Raw genomic sequence first — 24,096 nt, forward strand, 5'->3', positions numbered from 1 at the left:
CCGAAAACCCCAATTGTATATGAAATATCATACAGAATCGGTCGATGCCGCCCCCAAACGTCTAAATGTATATGAAAATTCATACACAATGCGCTGGAATGCCCCGAAAACCCCAATTGTATATGAAATATCATACAGAATCGGTCGATGCCGCCTCGATAAGTACTTTGCAATAGCAAACGCTGTTTTGAAAATGAGCACTCATGCGCCCAAGCTAACTGATTTTCCTCAGTTTGTTGGGGAAACTTACATTGGAAAACTGTTGTTGTGTATTACTAGTTGGTCAGTCGTTCCGTTATTACGCCCAAAATCGTAGTTTTGAGGAGGCAAAGTGACAGACGTTCCGTTATTGATCCATAAATCGCAGAAAGTGCCCCTTTTGGAGCTGTATAGCGGAATGAGTGACCGCGAAATGAAGAAGTTGGCGGTTTTTAGGCAAATAACGGAACGTGTGACCAAGTTCATTCATTGTGTAGAATCGTTCATTCATTGTGTAGAATCGTTTATTCATGTATTCGCCCAAGCTAACATATATTGTATAGCAAAGTACAGGCCTTGCTTGTGCAGCATGACAGGAATGGGGGCGATAATAAATGAAAGCCCGGTCTCCGGCATATCCACTGATCGATGAAATGCAGCTGAATGAACAGCAGCAGCTTACAACAGGGCAATTCTCTATAACAGGGATGAATTGTGCGGCATGTGCTGCCAGAATAGAGAAGGCGTTGCAGAAAAAGGAAGGTATCAGTGAAGCAGCTGTAAGCTATGCATTTCGCACCGCTTGGGTCCAATATGATACTAGGCAGATTACAATTCCTAAGCTTTTGCAAACCGTAGAGAAGCTGGGCTTTCACGCCTCAGCCAATCAAACCTCAATAGAGAGTATTAAGCAAGAAAAGAACAAATTGAAAACCAGACTGCTGTGCTCTTTATTATTAGCTATCCCGCTTCTGCTGAGCATGACTCAGCATGTGTCATGGTTGCATTTTATTGCTGAGAGCTTGCCGCCTCTGCTTTTTCATCCTTGGCTGCAGCTTGCACTTGGAACGATTATTCAGTTCGTAATCGCCATGCCATTTTATTTTGGCGCCTTTCATGCCCTTAGGCAACGAAGCGCGAACATGGATGTGCTAGTCGTATTAGGTACGTCAACGGCTTATTTTTACAGTCATTATGTTGTATTCCAAAATGAGCTGTGGAAGTCAAAAGAGCTGCTGATGGCAGGCATTCCACTATATTTTGAAACGTCTGCGGTTGTCATAACTGCTATTTTGTTAGGCAAATATATTGAATCCGCCGCCTCGCTCAAAGCACATGAAGCTAATTCAAGCTATAATGACTTGGCCAATAAATTAGCAAGAGTGCTGCGCAAAGAAAAGTGGCAGGAAGTAAGAAGTGAGTTCGTTAGAAAAGGCGAGCTGGTCGAGGTGCGAGAGGGCGAGATTATACCTGTGGACGGCTTGCTGCTTGAGGGCTGCTCCACAGTAGAGGAGTCTTTGCTGACGGGAGAAAGTAAGTTTATAGAGAAAAACCCAGGACAGCAAGTATGGGCAGGCACAAAAAATGGAGCGGGAAAACTGACGATACAAACCAATGCCGCGGGCTATGATACGCTGCTTAGCCAAATAGAAGAGCTGGTCAGGAAGGCGCAGCGCTCTAAAGCGAATATTCAACGACAGGTTGATCGAATTGCTGCTATATTTGTACCCATAATTATGCTGATCGCGACATTGACATTATTGCTGTGGGGAATATGGCTGGATACGGGCAATTGGCAGCATGCTGTTTTGTGCATGGTTGCAGTGCTGCTGGTAGCTTGCCCTTGCGCGCTTGGCTTAGCTGCGCCCTTATCACTTGTGCTCGCTTCGGGGCGATTGGCCAAGCAGGGTGTCGTCGTGAAGGATGCCAGTGCACTTGAGCGTTTGGCAGCTGTCGATACGATAGTTTTTGATAAGACAGGAACGCTTACGACAGGTACGCCGATTATTACACAAATTATTGCTCTTGGCATGACGAAGCACCGTTTGCTCAGCTATGCTGCAGCCGCTGAAATGCAAGCCGAGCACCCGCTTGCAAAAGCAATTGTCAGTCGTGCAGTAGCTATGAAGCTGCAGCTTCCTCAAGCCGAGAATAGCAGCTACATAGCCAGCTCGGGCGTCAAGGCGCAAATAGACGGGCATCTGTTTATGCTTGGACATTTAAGTTTTTTGAAGCTGCACCAAATAAACCCTGCATTGCTATTATTGCAGGAAGCAGAAAAAAGAGAGGCCAATGGCGAGACGGTGCTGTTCGCCGCTTGGCAAAATCGTTGCGCAGGCTTTATCAGTTTTAGAGATCCGATAAAAGAGGAGGCTGCTGAGCTCGTATTTGCGCTGCGAAACACATATATAACGAGTATAATGGCGACTGGCGACGGGGCGGCGCCCGCCCATGCGATTGCTGCCCAAGCTGGAATCGAGCAGGTATACGCTTCGCAAACGGCTGCGAGCAAGCTGGAGCTGGTGCGTCAGCTGCAGCAGCATGGGAAGCAAGTCGCAATGATTGGTGACGGCTGGAATGATGCGCCTTCCTTGGCTGCTGCCGATGTGGGCATTGCAATGGGGAGCGGAACGACAGCGGCTTTGCATGCAGGACATATTACACTGCTCTATTCTAGACTTAAGGCAGTTACAGACGTAATTGCGGTTAGTAAATTGACGATTGCGAATGTGAAACAGAACTTGGGCTTTGCCTTCCTGTACAACATGCTGATGCTACCGCTCGCTATAGCAGGTCTGCTGCAGCCGTGGATGGCAGGAATTGCAATGGCGCTAAGCTCGATTTCTGTTGTAAGCAATGCGCTTCGGCTGAAGCTGCAAATGAATCGCAGATACAAAGGAGCAGCGAAAGGATGATGATAACATGGCATGAGGCGGGACTAATATTGCTGACAGGTATTTTCGGAGCTCCCCATTGCATGGGCATGTGCGGAGGGATTGTAACGACGGTTGCGCTTAACAGCTCTTTTTCTGCATGGCGGGCGAGCCTGCTGTATCACGCGGGAAGAATAACCTCCTATACGCTGCTTGGAATGGTGATGGGCCTTGTTGGTTCCTTCCTCAATGTCGCAGGCAAGGTAGCAGGCTTGCAAGGCGCAGCATCTATTATAGGCGGTATTTTTATATTGCTTTGGCTATGGCGGCGTAATCAGCTGCCATTTTTAGCGGCTTTGTCTGCAAGGCTGCATCATCAAATGACCCCAAGGTCAGAGCGCAGTGCCTATATGGAATCTCTGCATATTGCTTTAACAGGTTTTGCCTTCGGATTTCTGCCCTGCGGGCTGACCTATGCGATGCAGATGAATGCGGCTGCTTCGGGCACAATGGTTTCGGGGGCTGTTATTATGCTGTTATTCGGCCTTTCTACCTTTCCTGTACTGGCAGCGACAGCGGCAGCAGCAAAGCTGATTACTAGAAAAAATAGAAGCCTGCTGCGCAAAATCGGCAATGCCGCTGCTTTATTAATAGGAATCATTGCCATAATGCGCGGGCTAGCTGCTAATGGCCTTATTCCGTCTATAGCGATATGGCTATGGTAGTGATAAATGTTATAAAGTGCGGACCGCTTTAATTTCGCGGAACAATGTGACCGGTTTCTCTTGTCCGAGCTTGATCGAGAGTTTAGCCTGCCAGTCGCCTGGCATTAGCGGGTAGCCTTCTCCGATATAAGTGCCGGGCTGCTGCTCTTGAAGCGTGAAATTCATATCGCCGCAAAACATGCCGATCATACTGAGCTTCACGGACAGCTCGGCCCCTGTGATCGGCAGTTGATCCTTATCTGCAAGCTCGATAATAAAGGTGTTTGGTGTGAGTACTTTTGCCGGGGCTGGTGTAACCGTCCATATGGCCTGCAAGTCAGCTTGAAGATGCTCGGTAGTAACAGGCAGGCTTTCCTCTTTTGCAGAAGGATGCAATGTATCTTGAAAAAAATAAAAAACTCCGAAAATAAGGATTACGATAGGCAGGCATATTACAATTGCTTTAGATGAATAGTGAGCGGGTGATGCTTTTCTATTCATAAGCGCACTCCTTTCGATTTATGGTTGGGAATGGACAAATAGGCGGTTGAAGTGTATAGTTACTACTGACAATTTTATTTTAATTAAACAGGTGCTAATCGATCGCAGAGATGCTATCTTACGTCGGTCAGCATAATTGGGAAACCGGTGCAAATCCGGTACGGACCCGCCACTGTAATGCTGGACACCAGCCTTTGCTGGAAAGTCAACATCAGTTAATGCCACTGAGCAGCCGCTGCTTGGGAAGGCGCTGATCGTTCAAGCTGAGTCAGGATACCTGCCTGTTTAAAAGACGCTTATGCCTACGAGGAATTAGGGAGGTGTTCGGGGGATCCATTGTTTGCAGAAATCCTGCAGGCAATCACGGGCATTTCCGACACTTGTTGTTGGGAATGTTTTTTTGTGTTTTAGCTAGATATAGAGAATAGGAGAGAGATGTTCAATGTGGAAAAATAAAAAATGCAATAAACGAATGCTGCTGTCCTTGCTAGCTGTTATTATGACAGCAATGCTGGCTGCCTGCGGAGCTGGCAGTACGAATCAGCCCAGCGCTACGCCTTCATCCAGTTCAGCTGCCAGTACGCCTGAGACGACGGCTTCACCAACTCCTGGGCAGGAGGCCGAGACTGCCTATCCCTTGACACTTAAGGACAGCACTGGATTTGAGCTTACGTTTGAAAAAGCGCCTGCCAAGGTTGTTTCTATTTTGTCCAGCGAGACTGAAATTTTATATGCGATCGGTGCAGGCGAGCAGGTTGTAGGTGTTGATGATTTCAGCAACTACCCGCCAGAGGCGCTGGAAAAACCAAAGGTGGGAGATGTAACAACAAATATTGAAGCGGTGCTTGCATTGGAGCCTGATTTGGTGCTTGCCTCCTCTACTATGAATACTGCCGCAGTAGAGCAGCTTAGAGCTTTAAATATTAACGTATATGCAACGGATCCGAAAACATATGACGAAGTTGCCCAGAAAATTGAATTAATCGGTAAAATTATGAATAAACAAAACGAAGCTGCTGCAGTAGCGGGTCATATGCTTACAGTTAAATCGGAAGTGACAGACAAAATTAAAGATGCAGCGAAAAAGTCGGTTTTCTTTGATGTTTCTGATGGATGGACAGTTGGCTCCGGCGAGTTTATCGATGAACTGATTTCACTAGCTGGCGGCAGCAATATTGCTGCTGAGCAGCAGGGCTGGTTCGAAGCTGACAATGAAATGGTGATCAAGCATAATCCGGATGTGATATTATTCTCAAGCTACGGAGGGGATACAAACGCTCTGGTGGATGGAATTGCAGCAAGATCTGGCTGGGATGCTATCGAAGCTGTGAAAAACAAAGCGATTTTCCCTATTAATGAGGATCTTGTATCGCGAGTTGGCCCGCGTCTGGCAGACGCCCTGCAGGCAATGTCTGCTGCGGTTCACCCTGAGCTGTTTGAAGCGAAATGAAAATAAAACTTTACTTGTATGGAGGAGCAGCATTGCTCCTTCTTGCTGTTTCTATTATTACTAGCCTTTCTTTAGGCTCAGCGGGCATTTCGATTCAAGATGCCTGGCGCATACTCGTGCATTATATGTTTGGCTTGTCTATGGATAATTCCAGCTTTAGCGGTGCTGAAGTAGCCATCATTACGAAGGTGCGGCTGCCGAGAGTTCTGCTTGCAGTATTAGTAGGAGCAGCTCTGGCCCTTGCAGGCGCGGGCTTCCAGGGTGTGCTGCGCAATCCGCTTGCAGATCCTTATACGCTCGGCGTCGCGTCCGGCAGCTCGGTTGGCGCTGCCTTTATTATAGCTGGCGGGCTGCAGCTTGCCTTGGGGATTTGGACGCTGCCGCTGACAGCGTTCGTAACGGGTACAGCAGCGCTGCTGTCTGTTTTATGGCTGGCTAGACGCAACGGAGCGATGAATATTGAGACGTTAATCTTATCGGGCGTTATAATTCAAGCTTTTTTAGGAGCTTTCGTATCGTTAATGATCTCGATGTCACAGGGCGTCGTTAATCAAATTTTATTTTGGATTATGGGTTCGCTCGCTTTAAGAAGCTGGGAGCATGTTGGGATGATTTTACCGTTTGTTGCCGTAGGACTGCCTGTCCTGTTCATTTTCAGCCAGCCGCTTAATTTGTTCATGCTTGGTGAGAGGCATGCGGCTCATCTTGGGGTGAAGGTGGAGAGGACGAAGCTGATCGTGCTGCTCTGCTCCACCTTTTTGACAGCAGCTGCCGTATCTGTATCCGGCGTAGTCGGCTTTGTCGGTTTAGTCGTTCCGCATCTTGTTCGCTTGCTGATCGGTCCGGATTATCGTTTTTTATTGCCGCTATCGGCAATAGGCGGCGGAATGTTTGTGCTTTGGTCTGACACACTGGCAAGAATGGCAATGAGTCCGAGAGAAATTCCGCTCGGAGTAGTGACCGCTTTGATTGGTGCCCCGTTTTTTGCTTATTTGCTTATCCGCAGAAAGAAAGAGGAAAGTAAGGGAGGGCTATTATGATACAAATCAAAAACGTTTCCCACTTTATCCAGTCAACTGCAATATTAAAGCAAATAAGCTGTTCCTTCACGGAAGGGAAAATATACGGGATTATCGGACCTAACGGGGCCGGGAAATCGACCTTGCTGCAGTTGCTGTCCGGAACTGTCAAGCCAAGCAGCGGCGAAATATGTCTTGATGACAAGCCTGTTCATTTGATTGCGCGAAAAAAGCTGGCCAGATATATGGCTGTTCTGCTGCAGGAAGGCATTCCTCCATTAGGCTTTACAGTAAGAGAAATCGCAGCAATGGGAAGATTCCCCTACCAGAACTGGCTTGGGGGCGAGGCTGCTGATGTGGAGAACATGATTGATGAGGCGCTTGCTGCCATGGGAATTGAGCATTTACAGCATCGCAAGCTGGAGCAGTTAAGCGGCGGCGAAAGACAGCGAGTGGCATTAGCCAAGCTGATGGTTCAAAACCCTTCACTTTTATTATTAGATGAACCGACTACTTATTTGGACATTGGCTATCAAATGCAGCTGATGGATCAAGTGAAAGCATGGCAGCAGGAACGTAAGCTGACCGTAATAGCCGTACTGCATGATTTAAACCTGGCCGCTATGTATTGCGACGAAATCATGGTGCTTCATCAAGGTGAAATTGCAGCTGTCGGCACGCCTGGGCAGGTCGTCACCTCGGAGCTGTTAGGCAACGTATACAATACGAAAGCGGTTGTGTTTGACCATCCGGAAATTCAAGTTCCGCAAGTGCTTTTAACGCCTGGCAATTAAAGCTTACTGCTTAATATTAGTTGAATTGAACAGGATGATATTGGATGAGTGCGCTGCTTTTTACATTAAATGTTACAAAGTTATGACAACCGCAGCTTTAGACTGGTCGTCTCTATGATTTAGTGCAACTTTAAAAGGGCATGCTCGTCTAATTATGAGATTGCAACTAAATACATAGTTTTTGTAAAAAGGAGAATTATCCATGTCTATTCAGAAAAAGCATAGTCGGCTGCAGCGGCTGGCAGTAGCATCAGTACTGAGCGTAGCGCTATTGACTTCTCCGGTAACGCCATCGGCTGTCCATGCTTCAACAATTACGAGCGGAACATCATATGTTATTTTACATATCGATCAACCAGAGGTTTATTTGAATGGCGAGGCATTTACGTTGGATTCCCCGCCCATTATCCGCAAAGGAAAAACTTATGTGCCAGCTAAATTTTTAGGCGATGCCTTCGGGATGAAGGTAGAATGGATTGAAAAAACGCGTCAAATTATGATGGAAACGCCCAAATTCAATATTCAATTCGATACCGTAAACAAGGAAGTATTTGTAAATGGCCAGCGTTTTAACTTTGATGATGTAGCTATGCTTGCCAACGGAAGATTATTAATCAAGTTGACCTGGCTCTCTGATTACATGGGGGCTTCCTATATATACGATCACGAGCTTAGAAGGGTCGAGGTGCTTCATACCCGAAAGCCGGAAGGCGTATATGATCCTGAGGAAAAAAACTCTACTCCAGTTGCGAAATTTGCACTTGGCAAAACGGAATACCGCAAGGGGGAGCCGATTAAATATATAAATTTAAGCTATGATCCTGATGCCGAAGGCTTGAAGCTGGAATGGAAAGGCCGCGAGGATGTGTTTTTTGAAGCAGGAACCTATCCCGTAACCTTAACGGTTACAGACAAAAAAGGAAAGGTGAGCGTGCCTTTTACAAAGGAAATTGTCGTAACGGATGAGGTCTATTTATCAGAGCAGGAATATCCGATCTATATGCAGCCTGTTGGCGGTTATGTGAAAACGGACTGGAGCACTCTTTATAAATATTATTTGAATTTGCCGGACCTGCCGAAAAAAGTAACGGAAGATAACTCCCGTACGCTGCTAATGAGCGACAGCCCCGAAACCTTCAAGGAGCTCGGTATTTTGTACCAAGACAAAATCAACGGCAAGGGAAGACTGTATGCGGACCATATTAATGGAACAGAGGAGACAGTATCGTTTGCTATTCTGGCAACGAACACTTCGGATCATGATGTAACAATTAAAACGACTAACAAAGGCGAGGTATACCCGTCCATTTATGCGCACTTGATTGGCAGCGAAGCGATGGTAGATTTTTTGATGGGAGAGGACAAGCAGGAGCAGATGGTCATTCCTTCTGGACAAACGTTCGTCTACAAGCAGTTTCCTGATTTTCATCCTTCACAAGGCGTTAATTTGATGTATGATGTAGAAACAGACGGCGAAATCCAATTTACTTTTGCAGCGGACAAGGCAGTATCGTCTGCTATGCTGGACTTGCCGAAGCTGGCTTTCAACGGCCATATTCGCGGCACCTTCCAGACGACAGGCTTTGATTGGAAAGTGGATTTATCCGAAAAAGGCTTAACGGCCCCGCTAAAGCTTGTGCTAGGTGACGGTAAAGTCGATCCATTCGTACAGGGCTATGATCCGCAGCGCGGAACGGAAGCCGTGCTATCTGGAAACTATGGCACTGTGTACAAAATCCACTCGGAAAAGCCGAGAAAAATGGCTATCATGCTTTTGGCCAAAGGCGGTTACTTCAAAGGGCCTTTCAAAATTAACGGTGAAATGATGAAGGCGCCGGCATCGGGAGTGTTGACTGCATTCGACGGCATGGTCATGCTGGCAAAGACTACAGGAAGGGAACAAAGCCTGGATATTGAATTCAGTCCGCCGGCTGGCTCAGCGTTCCCAATCAATTTGATCTTCTATCCATTGGAGGAGCTCGATTAATTCATTTTGAAATATCAAGCAAGCTGTCTCATTGTCCTAAAAAGAAACATCGCACGCCCTTGATTAAGGAAGTGCTGTTTTGAACAAAGGATGCGAGGCAGCTTGCTTGTATACGTTTATTTTCCCAAAGTGCTGCTTTTTTTGTATAATAGCTTAGTAGTTGGATCATTGATTTGAAGGAGAAGGTCGAATGTCTAGCAATCAGCATGTCAAATTAACCCGTAAGCAGTGGATCGCGTCATTTAGCATATTGGCAGGTATTTTGGTTATACTCGCTATCGCGCTATATTTCATGATACAGTCGATTACTGGCAGGGATGCAGTTAATCAGGGAACGATCGAGCATGTAAGCCAATACAGCTATCAGAGGCTGGAAGCGTCCAATGGCGCCATTATTCATAAGTTAGTGACGAAGCCGTCCAATATAACGCTTGAAGCCATACATGATAATGTTACTTTAAGCAACAGGGTAGGCATCAATGGCGGTTTTTTCTTTGGCGACCAATTGCTGAGCATCGCCGTTGTGAACGGTACAGCTGTTAATGGAAAGGCTAGCGATTACGGCAGCGGCGGGGAAAATGTGAAGTATAGCCGAGGAACCTTGGTATGGGACGGCGCAGCAAATACAATGAATGTGCAGGTTCTAAGCAAAGCAGAGGAGATACGCGTTAAAGACTATACGCGTTTCTGGGCACAGGGCGGCATAAGCATGAGCCTGCAGCAGGACGATCAATGGCTGAGCCAGGCTAAGCTTGAAGAAGCGCCATTTATGGATTCGGCCAGATTGCGATCAGCTGCCGCTTACGATGAAGCGGGCATGCTGTACCTTTTCGTTAGTGAAACGAAGCATACTTTGTCTGAGTTTCGGGCAGCTGTAGTAGAGCAGACTGGCGCTGGCAAGCTGATTGACGGCATTTTTCTTGACGGCGACGGTTCCTCACAGCTGCTTGCCAAGGAAGCAGCATTGCCAGGCGATTCCAGACCGGTTGTACAAATGATGAGGATTTTAAAATAAGGAAGGAACTAACAGCGTATGAAACAGCTTCCAATTGACGCTATTCTTCCAGAGCTCTTGCAAAAATTAGAGCAGGAAAACAATATTGTCCTGACGGCGGAGCCAGGCGCCGGTAAAACTACAAGAGTGCCGCTTGCTTTGCTGAATCAAAGCTGGGCAGCGGGCAAAAAAATAATTATGCTTGAGCCAAGACGGCTCGCAGCCAAATCGGCTGCTCAGTATATGGCAGCCTCCCTGCAGCAAAAAGCAGGCGGAACAGTAGGCTATCGCGTGAAGCTGGATACCTGTATTAGCGAGTCAACCAGAATTGAAGTAGTAACCGAAGGGATCTTAACCCGCATGCTGCAGCATGACCCTTCGTTGAGCGATGTGGCTGCCATTATATTTGATGAATTTCATGAGAGACATATACATGGCGACTTAGGATTAGCTCTTTGCTTGCAGGCACAAGAGCTTTTTCGCGATGATCTGCGAATTATTGTCATGTCTGCAACGCTCGATACGAACGAATTGGCCCAGCTCTTAGGCAATGCCCCTATCATAGCCAGCCAAGGCAGGAGCTATCCTGTCAGCATTCAATATTTGGACAAGCCTTCGAGCGAGGCGCTGGATCAATGTATGTGCCGGCTTATTGTCGGCGCATTGCAGCAATGCGGCGGAGATGTGCTCGCTTTTTTACCGGGTATTGGCGAAATAAGAAAAACGGCGCGCTTGCTTGAGCAGCAGTTGAAGGATTCCAAAGTCTGCATACATATGCTGCATGGCAGCATGCCGCTGGAGGCACAAAGCGCTGCAATTGCAGCCGCTCCGCCGGGATTTCGAAAAATTGTGCTTGCAACCTCAATTGCGGAAACAAGTATTACGGTTGAAGGCATTACTGCAGTAGTCGATAGCGGGAAAACTAGAATTCAGCGGTTTTCTTACCGAACGGGCATGTCCAGGCTGGAAACTGTTCCAATCTCGGCAGCAGCAGCGCAGCAGCGCAGCGGAAGAGCAGGCAGGCTTGCGCCTGGACGCTGTTATCGCGCTTGGACCGAGCAGGAGCACAGGCTGCTGTCTGAGCATCATGTTCCAGAAATATTGCTGGGCGATTTAAGCCAGCTGGCGCTTGAGCTGCGCATATGGGGCATTAAAGGCTGTAATGAGCTGAATTGGGTAACTGTGCCCGCAGAGGCTGCCTTTAATCAAGCGATCGAGCTGCTGCAGCTTTTAGGAGCGATCGATGAAGCGGGCCATCCTACCAAGCAAGGCATAGCCACCGCTCAGCTTGGCGTTCATCCGAGGCTTGGCGCAATCATACTGAAGGCACTGTCGTATGGGCAGCAGCATCAAGCATGTATGCTGGCGAGCATGCTCAGTGAAAGAACGTTGGCTGTTTCGGCTGCTAACCAGGACGTCGATACCCAACTTCAAAATTTGCTTGCTTACAGCTCACAGCCTGCCGCCCAAAAAATAATCGCTCAAGCTAAGCAATGGGAGATGAGTCTAGCGCGGATTATGGCGGCAAGCGGCAGCAACGCAGAAGAAAAGCTCTCCACTGGAGTGCTGTTATCTTATGGCTACCCTGACCGGATCGCTAGACAAAGAGAGGATAAACGTTATTTGCTCGCCAATGGAAGAGGCGCCGGAGCCATAGATGATGCTTTGCTTCAAACACCGTTTATCGTTGCTTGCGAGATTGAAGACGTCGGCAAAGACAGCTATATCCGATCAGCAGCAGCCATTAGCTTGCCTGAGCTGCGGCAATATTGCAGCAGTCTTATCATTATTGATGAGCTTATACAATGGGAAGAGGCTGGCCAGTCTGTTAAAACGCATAAACAGGAACGCATTGGCGCCATTATTTTGAAAGAGCAAATCATCCCCAATCATAATTGGGAAATGGTAACGGAGCAGCTCATCGCGCAATTGCGCAAGCGAGGGTTGACTATGCTTCATATGACAAAGCAAGCGAGACAGCTGCAGCAAAGAATGCAGCTGATGTACAGGTATTCGCCCGGCAGCTGGCCAAATGTATCTGACGAGGGCCTGCTTCAAAATGCGGAGCAAGGGTTAAAACCGTATATATACGGCAAAAGCTCTGCTCAAGAGCTGGGCAAAGTTTCAGTAGCGCAGCTTTTAGCGGGAATGCTTAGCTGGGAGCAGCAAAAAGAGCTGGACGAGCAGCTGCCAACACATATAACTGTGCCTAGCGGCTCGAAGCTGCCAATTGATTATTCTGATCCTGACAGGCCGATATTGTCAGCCAGGCTGCAGGAATTATTCGGTATGAAGCAGACGCCGATGCTTGCGGACGGGAACCTTCCCGTTACGATTCAACTATTATCGCCAGCACAAAGACCGGTGCAGGTGACGAATGATTTGGCAAGCTTTTGGAGCAGTACTTATTTTGAGGTGAAAAAAGATTTGAAGGGAAGATATCCGAAGCATTACTGGCCCGATGATCCGCTTCAGGCTGTCGCGACTAACCGGGTGCGTCCACGCGAACAGCAGTAACACTGCAACCTTCATATAGACAAGGAGAAATAGTTGTGGATAAGGCAATATGGATCATAATTATACTGTATTACTGCTGCATGAACGGTTATGCTTATTGGCTAATGAAGGAGGATAAGCAGCTGGCCAGGCGGCATAAACGAAGAATTTCGGAAAAACGTTTTTTTTGGCTCTGCTTTTTAGGAGGCGCAGTCGGGATTTGGCTGGCGATGAAGGTGTTTCATCATAAAACGAAGCATGCCTCTTTTATCTTTGGCGTTCCTACCTTGCTGATCCTTCATATCGGGACGATCTATGCCGCCGTTCATTTATATGAATATTATTATTAATTGAGCTTAGAAAGGGCTGCATTCATGGATTTTTCATTGCAATATTTATCTTTTTTTGTTATTCAGACCGAGGGTGATGCGGATTCATCCGTCAAGCGCTTCAAGCATTATAAAACATTAGAGCATGATGAGTACGAAGAGAGCGAGCTAAAGGACTTTTTAAATGATGAATTCACGAAAATCGTCAAGCGCAAAGTAGAGCGCAATCCCAGTTCTGCCAATGTGCCTACAAAAATCGGCAGGTTTATGGTTGAGCCCGGCTACGAGCTGGATAGCAATCAGAACTATAATTTGTTTCAAAGATTAAGAGATGCCGATAATAAAGAAAGATTTTTCGGCATAGCCGATGAGCTGGTGCGTATTTATATGGATACCTCTGCGGTAAGAGGCGGAGCATTTATTATTGCTTTATCCAAGCTGAACACTTATTTTGATGAGCCGTTTCTGTTTTTGCTGAAATGTGATTTTGAACCCAAAATTGCTACTATATCGGAAAAGAGCTTAATTACTCAAGTAGAGATGGCTATAAGCGCACGCAGCATAAAGTCGATTCAATATCCTCATATGCCAGAGACTGGAACGCTTGAGCACTGGGAGCTGAAAATCCATCAAGCATCTCACGCCAGATATTTCGAGGATTTTCTAAAATTCGTATCCTATGAGAAGCCGCTGCCTGAAGTTATTAGCGAGCAGGTTGTCGATATGGTGCATCAATATGTTTCTGATACGTTTCAAGAAGAAGCCGGGGCAGCAAGGAGCGAGGCGGAAAATGCCGTTGAGGTTTGGGCTGCCAGTGAGAAGCGGGAGCTGCAGGAATGGTGGTCCCAAGAGCAGGTTGAGGTAGCCGCAGCCGCTTTGGTGGAGCAGAAGGAGGATCTTCCCTTTGCGTTTAAAATAGGCAATGCCTCCGTAAGCGGACAGCTTTCCGACTTCGGCATTACGATTCATTTTGCGAAGCATAATGATCGTTATGTAGCCGTGCTGGAAGGCGATGCTTTTCAATTCCAGAAAGGCTTGTCTCCGGTTGAGCTTTTGCAGCCGCAAAGCCTGGAAGAGCTGCTGCCGCTAATCGGAACGAAGCAAAAGCATGATGAGGATGAGACGGAAAATAACGGCGATAATGAGGTTCCCTGGTAATATGAAGCAATCATTAGCGTATGGAGTATAGACCGCGTATACATCGGAGAGGATGTAGAAATAGGAATTAACCTATTATTTACATTCAGATAAGGAGATTACGATGGTTCTCAAAATAGTGTTATTTATTTTATTACTCGTACTAACAGCTTTTTTTGTAGCGACTGAATTTGCCATTGTCCGCATTCGCACAAGCAGAGTCAATCAAATGGTAGCCGAAGGCGTGAAAAATGCAAAGGCTGTTCATCGTGTAACCTCGCATTTGGACAGTTATTTATCTGCCTGTCAGCTGGGCATTACGATTACTGCGTTAGGACTGGGCTGGCTGGGAGAACCGACGATCGCCAAGCTGCTGCAGCCTTTGCTTGCCTATTGGCATATTCCTGCTGAAGTAAGCACAATTATTACTTTCGTATTCGCTTTCGCTCTTGTGACCTATTTGCATGTCGTGCTTGGCGAGCTAGCGCCAAAAACGCTTGCAATTATTAAAGCTGAGCAAATCAGCCAAGCAGCTGCACCAGTAATCATTTGGTTTTATAAACTGATGTATCCGTTTATTTGGCTTTTGAATGGATCGGCCAATGGACTTGTCCGCCTGCTCGGCTTCAAGCCTTCGCATGAGCAGGAAGCTCATTCGGAGGAAGAAATTCGCATGATCGTTACAGAGAGCTACGAGAGCGGCAAAATCAATCAGAGCGAGTATGGTTATGTTAATCGCATTTTTCAATTTGATGAACGTCTGGCAAAGGAAATTATGGTGCCGCGAACCGATATGGCTTGTTTATACGTTGATGCATCGCAGGAAGAAAATTTAGAAACGATACGCCAGGAGCGATACTCTCGCTTTCCTATCGCCAAGGGGAGCAAGGACAATATTATCGGTATTTTGCATACGAAGCATCTGTTTTTGCACGACCCGAAGGATGGACAATTTTTAATTGACGAGCTGCTGCAGCCGGTGCTGACTGTGCCGGAAGTGATGCCAATCAGCAAGCTGCTGCGCAGAATGCAAAATGAGCGTGCGCAGCTGGCTATTTTGCTTGATGAGTATGGGGGAACCTCCGGTATGATTACGATTGAAGATATAGTCGAGGAAATCGTAGGTGAAATCCGCGATGAATTTGACGAGGATGAAGTGCTGGAAATTGAGCAGCTGGATCAGAACCATTATCGGGTTAGCGGTAAGGCGCTTATTAGCGATCTAAATGATGTTATCCATATGAATTTGGAGAGCGGAGAGGTCGATACGATAGGCGGATGGATATTCGAGAAAAACCCGGAGCTGGAAGAAGGAGAGCCATGGGCGCTTGATCATGTGATTTTGACGGTACAGCAAAGAGACGATCATCGCATTTATGTGGTCGATATCGAAGTAAATCGATCAGAAACAGAAGTATCTCCCCTTGGACATGCATAGTATTTAATATAGGAGTGAATTTACCCAGCGGAGGGAGAGATATCGTTGTACGAATTAATTCAAGCTATTATTATGGGGATTGTAGAGGGCTTAACCGAGTTTTTGCCGGTATCCTCGACAGGGCATTTAATATTAACAGGCGAACTGTTAGGGTTTGTAGGGGATCGTGCAAAAACTTTTGAGGTTGTTATTCAATTCGGCGCAGTGCTGGCGGTGCTGGTGTTGTATCGCAACCGCTTTGTCAGTTTATTGAATTTTAATTTCAAAAAAGGCACAGGCTTGAACGCGCTGCATATTATTTTGGCTATGCTCCCGGCAAGCGTTGTAGCGGTAGCTTTGCACAGTGTCATAAAAAAATATTTGTTTGGTCCCCAAACCGTGCTAATAGGGCTTGTTGCAGGCGGTATTCTGATGATTATTGCAGACCGCTTCAAGCGTAATATCGCTGCGCAGGAGCTTGACGATATTACATATAAACAGGCCTTTGCCATTGGCTGCTTTCAAATTTTAGCGCTCTGGCCGGGTTTTTCCCGATCAGGCTCTACGATATCCGGCGGCATGCTGTTTGGAGCAAGCCAGAAGGCAGCAGCGGAATTTACCTTTATTGTCTCTGTTCCTATTATGGCCGGCGCCAGTATGGTTGATTTGATAGGCAGCAGGGAATTTCTGGTGAAGTCAGATATCCCTCTGTTTCTTGTCGGCTTGATTGCCGCTTTTATAGTCGGTATGATTGCTGTCGTTACTTTTATTAATATGATGAAAAAGCTGCGTTTATCATGGTTTGCTTATTATCGCTTTGCGCTTGCTGCTATCTTTTTATTTATTATGTTTTAAGGAATTGTAAATTTAATTTGGCAGATTGTAACTTATTTACAGTGTCATCCGTCTAACAATAAGATAGAGAGATTATTAGATGGAGGGGGCTTGGAGTTGTGTTCAGTGTGACGTTTATATCATTTAAAAAATACATAAGCCTGCTTATTATCGCTGCAATAGTGGCAGCGGGCATTGTAATCGCGCCGAAGCAAACATATGCTTGCGACTGCGCTGCTGCACCTGATGTATTGAAGCATCGCGATGAACATGACGCAGTTTTTAAAGGAACCGTAGTCTCGGAGAATAAGAAAAAGGGTAAAGGTATTATATCTTCAGGCGGCACGTACAAAATAACGTTTGATGTAAGCGAGGTATGGAGAGGAAAGGTTACCTCTTCTATAACTGTTTTATCTGCATTTCATGAGGCGAGCTGCGGCTTCAGCTTTGAAGAAGGCAAAACGTATCTCGTTTACGCCAAGCTTAAGGATAGCGACTTGCATGTCAGCCTGTGCAGCCGTACCGCATCTATTGATATGGCATCGGAAGATTTAAGCCTGCTTGGAAGCGGTTCTGCGCCGCCAGAGCTTCCTCTTTCGCAAAAAGCGGCATCTAGTGAATCCAATGCTACCCTATGGATACTGTCTATTATTATGTTAATGACGCTGGTTGTTGTCGTGCTGATATTTAGACATAATAGCCGAGCGAAGAAGCTTTAATTCGTATTCCTTCGTTAAAGGAAGGACGGCGAAGCCATTATCCTTGCCTCGCAAGCATGCTGTTGCAATGTTTGCGGGGTTTTGCTATTCTACATGGACGAATACTTAACGCCTAGAAAGGGATGAAACAATGAATATTACCGTTATTCACGCGGAAATGAATTACACGAAGGAAGACGGTTACGTTGGAAAGGTTCAATTTAATGTAGAAGGCCATAAAAACGAGTATGAAATGGCTCTTCAAAGCAAAAAAGGCAAGGATTGGGGCTACGGCTTGTTTTTTTTGCATGAATCCGGCAATGAGGAGCAGCTAAATGAGGTTGAGGATGAGCTGGAGGAGAATGATGAGGCATTTGATAGGCTGGTAGATGCAGCAATGGATGCTTTGCAAAAATAGTCAAATGTAAGCTACATAGGAAGGCGGGAGCGCCGATGAATAACGAAGCTGTTACGAATGATGCTACGAAGAGAAAAATTACAATCGCATTATTTGTAGCTACCTTTCTTGCGGCCATCGAAGGGACGATAGTAGGCACAGCAATGCCGAGTATTACCCGTGAGCTTCAAGGCATAGAAAAGTTCAGTTGGATCATCTCTATTTATTTGCTTGCGACAGTCATTACAACGCCGATATTCGGCAAGCTATCAGATTTATATGGCCGCAAAAATGTTTTTATTGCAGGTGCGATTATTTTTTTAACCGGCTCGGCTTTATCGGGGCTCGCCCAATCGATCGACCAGCTTATCTGGTTTCGGGCTGTTCAAGGTCTTGGCGCCGGCGCACTTATTACGATTCCCTATACGATCATCGGGGATTTATACAATTTCGAACAGCGTGCAAAAATCCAAGGCTGGCTTTCCAGCATATGGGGAATAGCAGGTATATCCGGACCGCTAGTAGGCGGGCTTTTTGTCGATTATGTATCATGGCGCGCCATATTTTATATGAATATCCCATTTGGAATAGCGGCGATCTACTTATTGAGCAGCTCTTTGAAGGAATCGATAGCAAAGAAAAAGCAGCATATCGATTTTCCGGGCGTTATTGTCTTTTCATTAGCGATGATTTGCTTTTTGTACGGGATGTCGCTCATTGATACGAGAGGAAGCGGCGATACGTCCGCCAGCGTTCTGCTTATAGCGGCCTTGTTGCTTGCGGCAGTATGCTTGCTCGCTTGGTTTATTTACATTGAAAAGAAGTCGCCGGAGCCGATGATTCCGCTAGAGCTGTTCAAAAATAAAACAATCAGCATTTCCAATTTGGAAAGCTTTCTTTTTTGCATTCTAGTAGTCGCTGTAACATTTTACTTGCCGCTATGGATGCAAGGGGTGTATAACAAGTCTGCTACTTACTCCGGCATTATGATGATTCCATTGTCTATTACTTGGCCGCTTGGTTCCATCCTTGCCGGTAACTTAATCGCTCGGGCAGGGTTGAAGAAGCTTTGCTTTTTGGGCGCCATTATTTTGTTGATCGGTACATTCGGCTTTACGACGCTGAATGCGGATTCCGCCATGCTTTGGTTTGCCGTCTATTCTGCTTTATGCGGGCTTGGCTTTGGCTTCATATCGACCTCGATTACGATAGCCGTCACTTCTGCTGTAGGCATGAGAATGAGAGGAGCCGCAGTGGCCAGCAACAATTTTATTAGAACGATTGGTCAGACAGTCGGAATTACGATTTTTGGATTAATGCTGCATACAGGCAAAGCGAATGAAATTGAACCTGCAATATTGCAGGTGAGCCTGCACCGCATTTTTACGATAGCGGCGATTATTGCGATTGTAATTATTGCTGTTGCTTTCATTATGCCCAAGCGAGATGAGAGGGATGGCGTAGCAGCACAGCAAGCTAATGAAGCCAAATAAAGCAGCAACAAGGGAGAATCAGAAGTCCGATTCTCCCTTGTTTTTATATCACGGTTACAGTTACTCCACTTTAAGCTTATATTTTCCAGAATGGATTAAGGTTACTTTTACTTCAACGTTTCGAAGTGATTCTTTCGTAAGAAAAAATGTGTTTTTGCTGTGCTGTTTCTCCCAGAGCTTGTTGTCCATTCGATAAAGTCGCGAACCGAGCTCTAACACGTCTGCCTTAATCTCGACTCCCTTTTCGAATGACGCTCTAATTTGATTCGCTATAACCTCGCCTGCCTGCTTCTCAATATTTTCTTTCGTTTCATTTCTGATCAATTCGTCGACATAAGCCAGCAAGGAAATTTTTATATCAAAATTAACTTTTCCGTCTTTTTCGTAATGATGGATTTTAGTTTTTGGTTTCTGCAGCACAATCGCTGCTGCGGGATCTTTATCATCAGGGATGTTGATTGGCGAGCGTTCCAGCTTGTGCTGCATCCAGCGGAAGCCCTCCAGCTGTTTTTCTGTCATGTACCCGCTATATTTTTTTTCATTGTAAAAGTAGGCGCCGTTGATTCTAAACATCGACGTTCCTTTTTTATCCTCAAACCAGTTGTTGTGGTCAATCGATAAAGCAGGGAGAATGCCTAATCCTGACGGTTCATTCAGACTTGCTATTAATTTGTAGCCGTATACTGGCAGTATATAGGAACGTTGAGAATATATTTGCGACGGCTGCGCAAGCAGCGATTCGATAGGTGTTATATTCAAATTTGATTTTTGTGAAAAGATATCGATCATCGATTCGGTAGTGCCATATAGCAGTATGTTATAGCGAATTTCACGATAACGATTGACCATGTCATAGGTTTCAGCTACTTGATCAATATCTTTTAAAAAGCGTTCGCTTAAAACGATCGCTTTTACATGTCCCCAAAAAAGTCTTAATTGAGAGGTAGCATAAATACTGTTGAACGACTCCGTCACTGTAGTGCCTGTCCCTTTGCCAATCCAATTGGGAACATTTTTACCCATGGCATTAGCCTCGCCTTTAGCAACGTTTGAGAAATTTAGTACCTGCACGTAGGTCGTATATTGATTATCCGCATAATCGAACCCGATAGCTGTGACATAAGCCATATTTTGAATATCCTTTGAATTCCAGCAGGAGGTTAGCGATAACAGAATGAAGAGGTTCAAGAACAGCAGAAGTAACCTTTTCTTTCTCATTCCTTTTCCTCCCCTTGATGATCGGGATCAATCGGATGCAGCGCTTTTGGGCGGTAGCGTATTTTGTTCCAGGGTGCTCTCAAGTACCCCCTTAATATATCTCCCACATTGGGAGGCGACAAAGGGGATAAATAAGGTACGCCAAAAGAATGAATTTTTGACATATAAAACATCAGCAAAACAATGCCCAGTATTAAGCCGTACATGCCGATAATGGATGATATAAGAAACAGAGTGAAGCGTATAACGCTGACCATTGTGCTAAGCGTTTGATTGACAAGCGTTACGCCCATTACGGCTGTAATCGATCCTACGACTACTACGGAAGGGGACACGAGACCAGCCCTAATAGCGGCATCTCCGATAACGAGAGCGCCGATTACGGTTAGCGTCTGCCCGATCGAGCTTGGCAAGCGGACGCCAGCTTCTCTGAATATTTCCAGCAGCAAGAGCAGGACAAACATTTCCATCTGGGCTGACAGAGGAAGCCCTTGCCGCGACACGGCGATGGTTGCCATAAATTGAAAAGGGATCTGGTCCTGATGAAAAGCGGTTAGTGCGACCCATAGCCCGGGAAGCAGCAGCGCCAACACAAAACTGATTATTCGAATAATACGGGCAAAAGATACATATTGAAAGCTGAAATGCATATCCTCCGGTGATTTTAGTATCAGCCCGAATGTAGCCGGTCCGATTAGCGCCTGAGGGTTGCCGTCCACAATGATGGCAAATCGGCCTGCCAGCAAGCTGCTCACAACAAAATCTGGTCTGCCAGTAGTATCAAGCAAAGGAAAGAGTGAATATTTCACATCGACGATTTCATCCTCTAATTGGTTTATGCTGTAAATGCCATCGACGTCTATGTTATTCAAGCGCTCTCGTACCTCTTCTAATATTTTTCGCGATAAAATATCATCGAAGTATAGTAAGCCAATTTTCGTTTTCGTTCGTTTACCAAGTATAAATGATTCACAGCATAAGGATGTGCTGCGAATTCTTTTTCTAATAAGCGCAATATTTGTCGTTATATCTTCAACAAAGCCATCCTTGGGCCCTTTAATCGATATTTCTGTACTGGATTCTTCAGGGGAGCGTTTCGGCCGATTGCTCATATTTAGCTTGTAAACAGAATTGTACTCTTGAAAAACAAGCACAAGATCGCCATCAAATATAGCATCTACCATGTCTTCCTTGGCTTGCTTCGCTTCAATTCGTCTAAGGGGCAAGGGACCGATTGACTGCTCATTTAACAGTGCTTCGAAATGGTCCTTTAGAAACTGCTGATTTAATTCTGGAAGCACAGTCTCTATAATTTGCCAGCTATCGCAAAGCCCTTCCGAAAAAACGAGTATGACGCTGGAATTTAACTCTTCATGCATATAGTGAAAGGAGCGTATATTGACATCAGAAGCTTTACTGAACATATCTCGAAGCGACTGCTCGGTCCAGACTGAGGCTAGATCAGCTTGTTGACTCATTTGTGCACCTCCTTGGAAGATTTGCTAAACAGAGCAATGACAGTCAATATTGCACTTAGTATCAAAGTGATAATTAAAGTGATAACGAGATACTTTTCAAATAAATCCAAATAAAACGTATGTTTTCGGCTTATGTAAAGCGTGATAACTAAATAGCTGAGTGTAATGACACCTAAAAAGCGGTTGCGGGATTTTGGCTTTTTAAAAGGAATCAAATCATACAATAAAAATTGAGCCAGACTAATTCGCACCGATGCCCCAGCGATCCACTGAAATACAGAAAAAAAGTCAACATGCTCAATATACGAGCCCAGTTTTACAAGTCTCCACTGTTCATAGGGAGACACCATTTGCTTTGCTGATTCATCAGGGCCGAATTCTGTTATGGCACCCACTACCGGTCCGAGAGTAATATAGGCAAGTACGAGGCCAAGCAGGAGCATTTGCCATACTTTAACCTTTTTAGACAAGCGATGCTGAAGAAGAAGCACCAGAGACAGTTCAATAAAGGCGCCGCCAATATAGACCATGCCATTTAAAACACGCCCCCAGCCATCTTCCATCATAGGCAGCAATAAAAACCAGTCTTTATTCGGCATATTAGCAAAGGAAACATAGTAACCGAGACAAACCACGATTGGCAGCAATATGCCTGATCCTATAGCAATCGTACGTATGCCGTTTCTGGCAGCAAAATGACTTACGAGGAGAAGAGTGAGAATGAGCACATATTGAGGTGTAGCCGGCAAGTAATTAGATACCGTCCACAGTGTTGTTTGAATAATGGTCATACCGCCAATTAAGTATAGCTGTGCAATAATTGGAGCCAGTATAAGCCAAGAAAGTAATGGAGAGGTTTTCTCGGCGAGCCAAGGCTGTATTTTTTGTCTCCCTGATTTGTTCATAATGTACACAAGCAAAGCACACCATGGAAGAAATAAAAGAGTAGCAAATAGAACAGCCAGCCATGCATCTCTTCTAGAAGCCTCAAGCAAAATCGGATTGACGATTACATGACTGAGTAAGCCGTTAAAAAGCATGATGACCATGAAAAGTTGTATGAAGCTAATTTTTCCAGTTGTTTTGATCATGCAGATTACCCCATACGTAAAGTATTTTTTACTATAATTGAGTCATATTGTTACCATGTATTACTAATGCTATTCATGAAAACAAGAGAGTCTTCAAGCTATTGTACAGATGTCCAATTAATTTTAGGGTTGCGAAGCTTCTTCGGATTTGATATATTAACATTGATATTGATAATCCTTCTCAACATATAGTGTGAGGAAATGGAAGCTATTATTGTTCAAACATTATAAAGAATCTACATAAAGAGGAGTGAGAAGTTATGAAGAGAATTTATACAGAAAGGCTCGATATCGGTTATTCGGAGCGGCTGATCGTAAGCAATTTAAACTTATCTATTCCGGAAGGAAAGATTACAGCGCTTGTCGGCGCGAATGGTTCTGGGAAATCAACGATTCTTAAAGCGATGGCCCGCATGATGAAGCCGCAAGGCGGAACTGTGTTTCTTGATGGCAAATCGATTCATAGCCAACCGACCAAGGAAGTAGCGAAACAGCTCGCTATACTGCCGCAAAATCCGACTGCGCCGGATGGGCTTACTGTCTCTGAGCTAGTCGGGTATGGGCGCTTTCCGCATCAGAAGGGCTTCGGCTCTTTAACAGCTGAGGATAAAAAGATGATCGAGTGGGCGATAGAAGTAACCGGCATGGGGGATTTCTATGATCGTCCGGTTGATCAGCTGTCAGGAGGGCAGCGTCAGCGGGCGTGGATCGCGATGGCGTTGGCGCAAGGCACAAACATGCTTTTCTTGGATGAACCTACTACTTATTTGGATATGGCTCATCAGCTGGAGGTGCTGAAGCTGCTGCAGCAGCTTAACCAAGAGCAAAAACGCACGATTGTGATGGTTGTCCATGATCTTAATCACGCTACCCGCTTTGCGCAGCATATGGTTGCCATTAAAAATGGCACGCTAATTAGTGAGGGGACGCCAGAGGTTGTTATGACGAAGGACGTTTTGCGAACCGTGTTCGGTATTGAAGCTGATATTATTCCAGATCCCCGCACCGGCGTTCCATTATGTCTGCCTTTCGAGCTTACCGGAGCTGCTCATGAAGAGGCGGTAAATCAGAATCAGACCGTCTATGTCCGGCAAAAAACAGAAGCTACAGCATAAAAAATATTATAAATAAGCCTATTTTAAATTTGCATGCAAATTTATTGTTAAATCTCTCCAAATAGTACTTTCTTAACTTGTATAGCAACTCT

20 protein-coding genes and 1 riboswitch are annotated in these 24,096 nt (G+C 45.6%); of the genes, 16 read left to right on the plus strand and 4 right to left on the minus strand.

The window, feature by feature from the left end:
• Window positions 1-593 precede the first annotated feature (593 nt).
• Window positions 594-2,894 (plus strand): heavy metal translocating P-type ATPase, encoded by a 2,301-nt coding sequence (locus ACRRU2_RS18395; RefSeq protein WP_432503893.1) that lies wholly within the window; start codon window positions 594-596, stop codon window positions 2,892-2,894.
• Window positions 2,891-3,577 carry a sulfite exporter TauE/SafE family protein gene (locus ACRRU2_RS18400; protein WP_331698166.1) on the plus strand — a complete coding sequence of 229 codons (687 nt, stop codon included), beginning with the start codon at window positions 2,891-2,893 and terminating at the stop codon, window positions 3,575-3,577. Before ACRRU2_RS18395 ends, ACRRU2_RS18400 begins: the two co-directional genes overlap by 4 nt.
• Before the next feature lie 9 nt (window positions 3,578-3,586).
• On the opposite strand, the gene ACRRU2_RS18405 is transcribed toward ACRRU2_RS18400, so the two are convergent.
• Window positions 3,587-4,057, minus strand: a complete 471-nt coding sequence (locus tag ACRRU2_RS18405; protein ID WP_432503895.1) for a FixH family protein — start codon at window positions 4,055-4,057, stop codon at window positions 3,587-3,589.
• 72 nt (window positions 4,058-4,129) lie between these two features.
• A riboswitch (cobalamin riboswitch) is annotated at window positions 4,130-4,356 on the plus strand.
• A gap of 143 nt (window positions 4,357-4,499) precedes the next feature.
• Here ACRRU2_RS18405 and ACRRU2_RS18410 point away from each other — a divergent pair.
• The 13 genes from ACRRU2_RS18410 (at window position 4,500) to ACRRU2_RS18470 (ending at window position 19,102) form a co-directional block, all read left to right on the plus strand.
• Entirely contained in the window at window positions 4,500-5,507 is a 1,008-nt protein-coding gene (locus ACRRU2_RS18410) for an ABC transporter substrate-binding protein (RefSeq protein ID WP_432503898.1), read from the plus strand.
• The gene (locus ACRRU2_RS18415; RefSeq protein WP_331698163.1) at window positions 5,504-6,547 is read left to right on the plus strand and encodes a FecCD family ABC transporter permease; all 1,044 of its coding nucleotides are present in this window, start codon (window positions 5,504-5,506) and stop codon (window positions 6,545-6,547) included. The genes ACRRU2_RS18410 and ACRRU2_RS18415 overlap by 4 nt, the downstream gene beginning before the upstream one ends.
• Window positions 6,544-7,320 (plus strand): heme ABC transporter ATP-binding protein, encoded by a 777-nt coding sequence (locus ACRRU2_RS18420; RefSeq protein WP_432503902.1) that lies wholly within the window; start codon window positions 6,544-6,546, stop codon window positions 7,318-7,320. Before ACRRU2_RS18415 ends, ACRRU2_RS18420 begins: the two co-directional genes overlap by 4 nt.
• 202 nt (window positions 7,321-7,522) lie before the next feature.
• Window positions 7,523-9,307, plus strand: a complete 1,785-nt coding sequence (locus tag ACRRU2_RS18425; protein ID WP_331698161.1) for a stalk domain-containing protein — start codon at window positions 7,523-7,525, stop codon at window positions 9,305-9,307.
• A gap of 190 nt (window positions 9,308-9,497) precedes the next feature.
• The gene (locus tag ACRRU2_RS18430; protein WP_432503904.1) at window positions 9,498-10,322 is read left to right on the plus strand and encodes a phosphodiester glycosidase family protein; all 825 of its coding nucleotides are present in this window, start codon (window positions 9,498-9,500) and stop codon (window positions 10,320-10,322) included.
• An 18-nt stretch (window positions 10,323-10,340) separates the two neighbouring features.
• Window positions 10,341-12,818 carry an ATP-dependent helicase HrpB gene (gene hrpB / locus ACRRU2_RS18435; protein WP_331698159.1) on the plus strand — a complete coding sequence of 826 codons (2,478 nt, stop codon included), beginning with the start codon at window positions 10,341-10,343 and terminating at the stop codon, window positions 12,816-12,818.
• A 35-nt stretch (window positions 12,819-12,853) separates the two neighbouring features.
• Window positions 12,854-13,147 carry a DUF1294 domain-containing protein gene (locus ACRRU2_RS18440; RefSeq protein WP_432503908.1) on the plus strand — a complete coding sequence of 98 codons (294 nt, stop codon included), beginning with the start codon at window positions 12,854-12,856 and terminating at the stop codon, window positions 13,145-13,147.
• Window positions 13,148-13,171: 24 nt separating this feature from the next.
• Complete coding sequence (locus ACRRU2_RS18445; RefSeq protein ID WP_331698158.1) at window positions 13,172-14,284, plus strand: DUF3900 domain-containing protein; 1,113 nt, start codon at window positions 13,172-13,174, stop codon at window positions 14,282-14,284.
• Between the two features lie 103 nt (window positions 14,285-14,387).
• Window positions 14,388-15,701, plus strand: coding sequence for a hemolysin family protein (locus tag ACRRU2_RS18450; RefSeq protein WP_331698157.1), 1,314 nt, complete (start codon window positions 14,388-14,390; stop codon window positions 15,699-15,701).
• Between the two features lie 45 nt (window positions 15,702-15,746).
• Window positions 15,747-16,535 carry an undecaprenyl-diphosphate phosphatase gene (locus ACRRU2_RS18455; RefSeq protein ID WP_432503910.1) on the plus strand — a complete coding sequence of 263 codons (789 nt, stop codon included), beginning with the start codon at window positions 15,747-15,749 and terminating at the stop codon, window positions 16,533-16,535.
• A gap of 98 nt (window positions 16,536-16,633) precedes the next feature.
• Entirely contained in the window at window positions 16,634-17,233 is a 600-nt protein-coding gene (locus ACRRU2_RS18460; protein WP_331698155.1) for a hypothetical protein, read from the plus strand.
• Window positions 17,234-17,363: 130 nt separating this feature from the next.
• Window positions 17,364-17,630: a hypothetical protein gene (locus ACRRU2_RS18465; RefSeq protein ID WP_331698154.1), complete on the plus strand. Its 267-nt coding sequence runs from the start codon at window positions 17,364-17,366 to the stop codon at window positions 17,628-17,630.
• Window positions 17,631-17,665: 35 nt separating this feature from the next.
• Complete coding sequence (locus ACRRU2_RS18470) at window positions 17,666-19,102, plus strand: MDR family MFS transporter (RefSeq protein ID WP_432503914.1); 1,437 nt, start codon at window positions 17,666-17,668, stop codon at window positions 19,100-19,102.
• Window positions 19,103-19,162: 60 nt separating this feature from the next.
• On the opposite strand, the gene ACRRU2_RS18475 is transcribed toward ACRRU2_RS18470, so the two are convergent.
• Genes ACRRU2_RS18475 through ACRRU2_RS18485 form a run of 3 tightly spaced genes read right to left on the minus strand, consistent with a single transcriptional unit; the run spans window position 19,163 to window position 22,889 of the window.
• Window positions 19,163-20,320, minus strand: coding sequence for a Ger(x)C family spore germination protein (locus tag ACRRU2_RS18475; protein WP_432503917.1), 1,158 nt, complete (start codon window positions 20,318-20,320; stop codon window positions 19,163-19,165).
• The gene (locus ACRRU2_RS18480) at window positions 20,317-21,798 is read right to left on the minus strand and encodes a spore germination protein (RefSeq protein ID WP_432503920.1); all 1,482 of its coding nucleotides are present in this window, start codon (window positions 21,796-21,798) and stop codon (window positions 20,317-20,319) included. The genes ACRRU2_RS18475 and ACRRU2_RS18480 overlap by 4 nt, the downstream gene beginning before the upstream one ends.
• Window positions 21,795-22,889, minus strand: a complete 1,095-nt coding sequence (locus ACRRU2_RS18485; protein ID WP_432503922.1) for an endospore germination permease — start codon at window positions 22,887-22,889, stop codon at window positions 21,795-21,797. The genes ACRRU2_RS18480 and ACRRU2_RS18485 overlap by 4 nt, the downstream gene beginning before the upstream one ends.
• Before the next feature lie 260 nt (window positions 22,890-23,149).
• Between ACRRU2_RS18485 and ACRRU2_RS18490 the strand changes: the two genes are divergently transcribed.
• Window positions 23,150-24,004, plus strand: coding sequence for an ABC transporter ATP-binding protein (locus tag ACRRU2_RS18490; RefSeq protein WP_432503925.1), 855 nt, complete (start codon window positions 23,150-23,152; stop codon window positions 24,002-24,004).
• The last annotated feature ends 92 nt before the right edge of the window (window positions 24,005-24,096 follow it).

Source organism: Paenibacillus sp. GXUN7292 (assembly GCF_050864975.1).
GTDB lineage: Bacteria > Bacillota > Bacilli > Paenibacillales > Paenibacillaceae > Pristimantibacillus.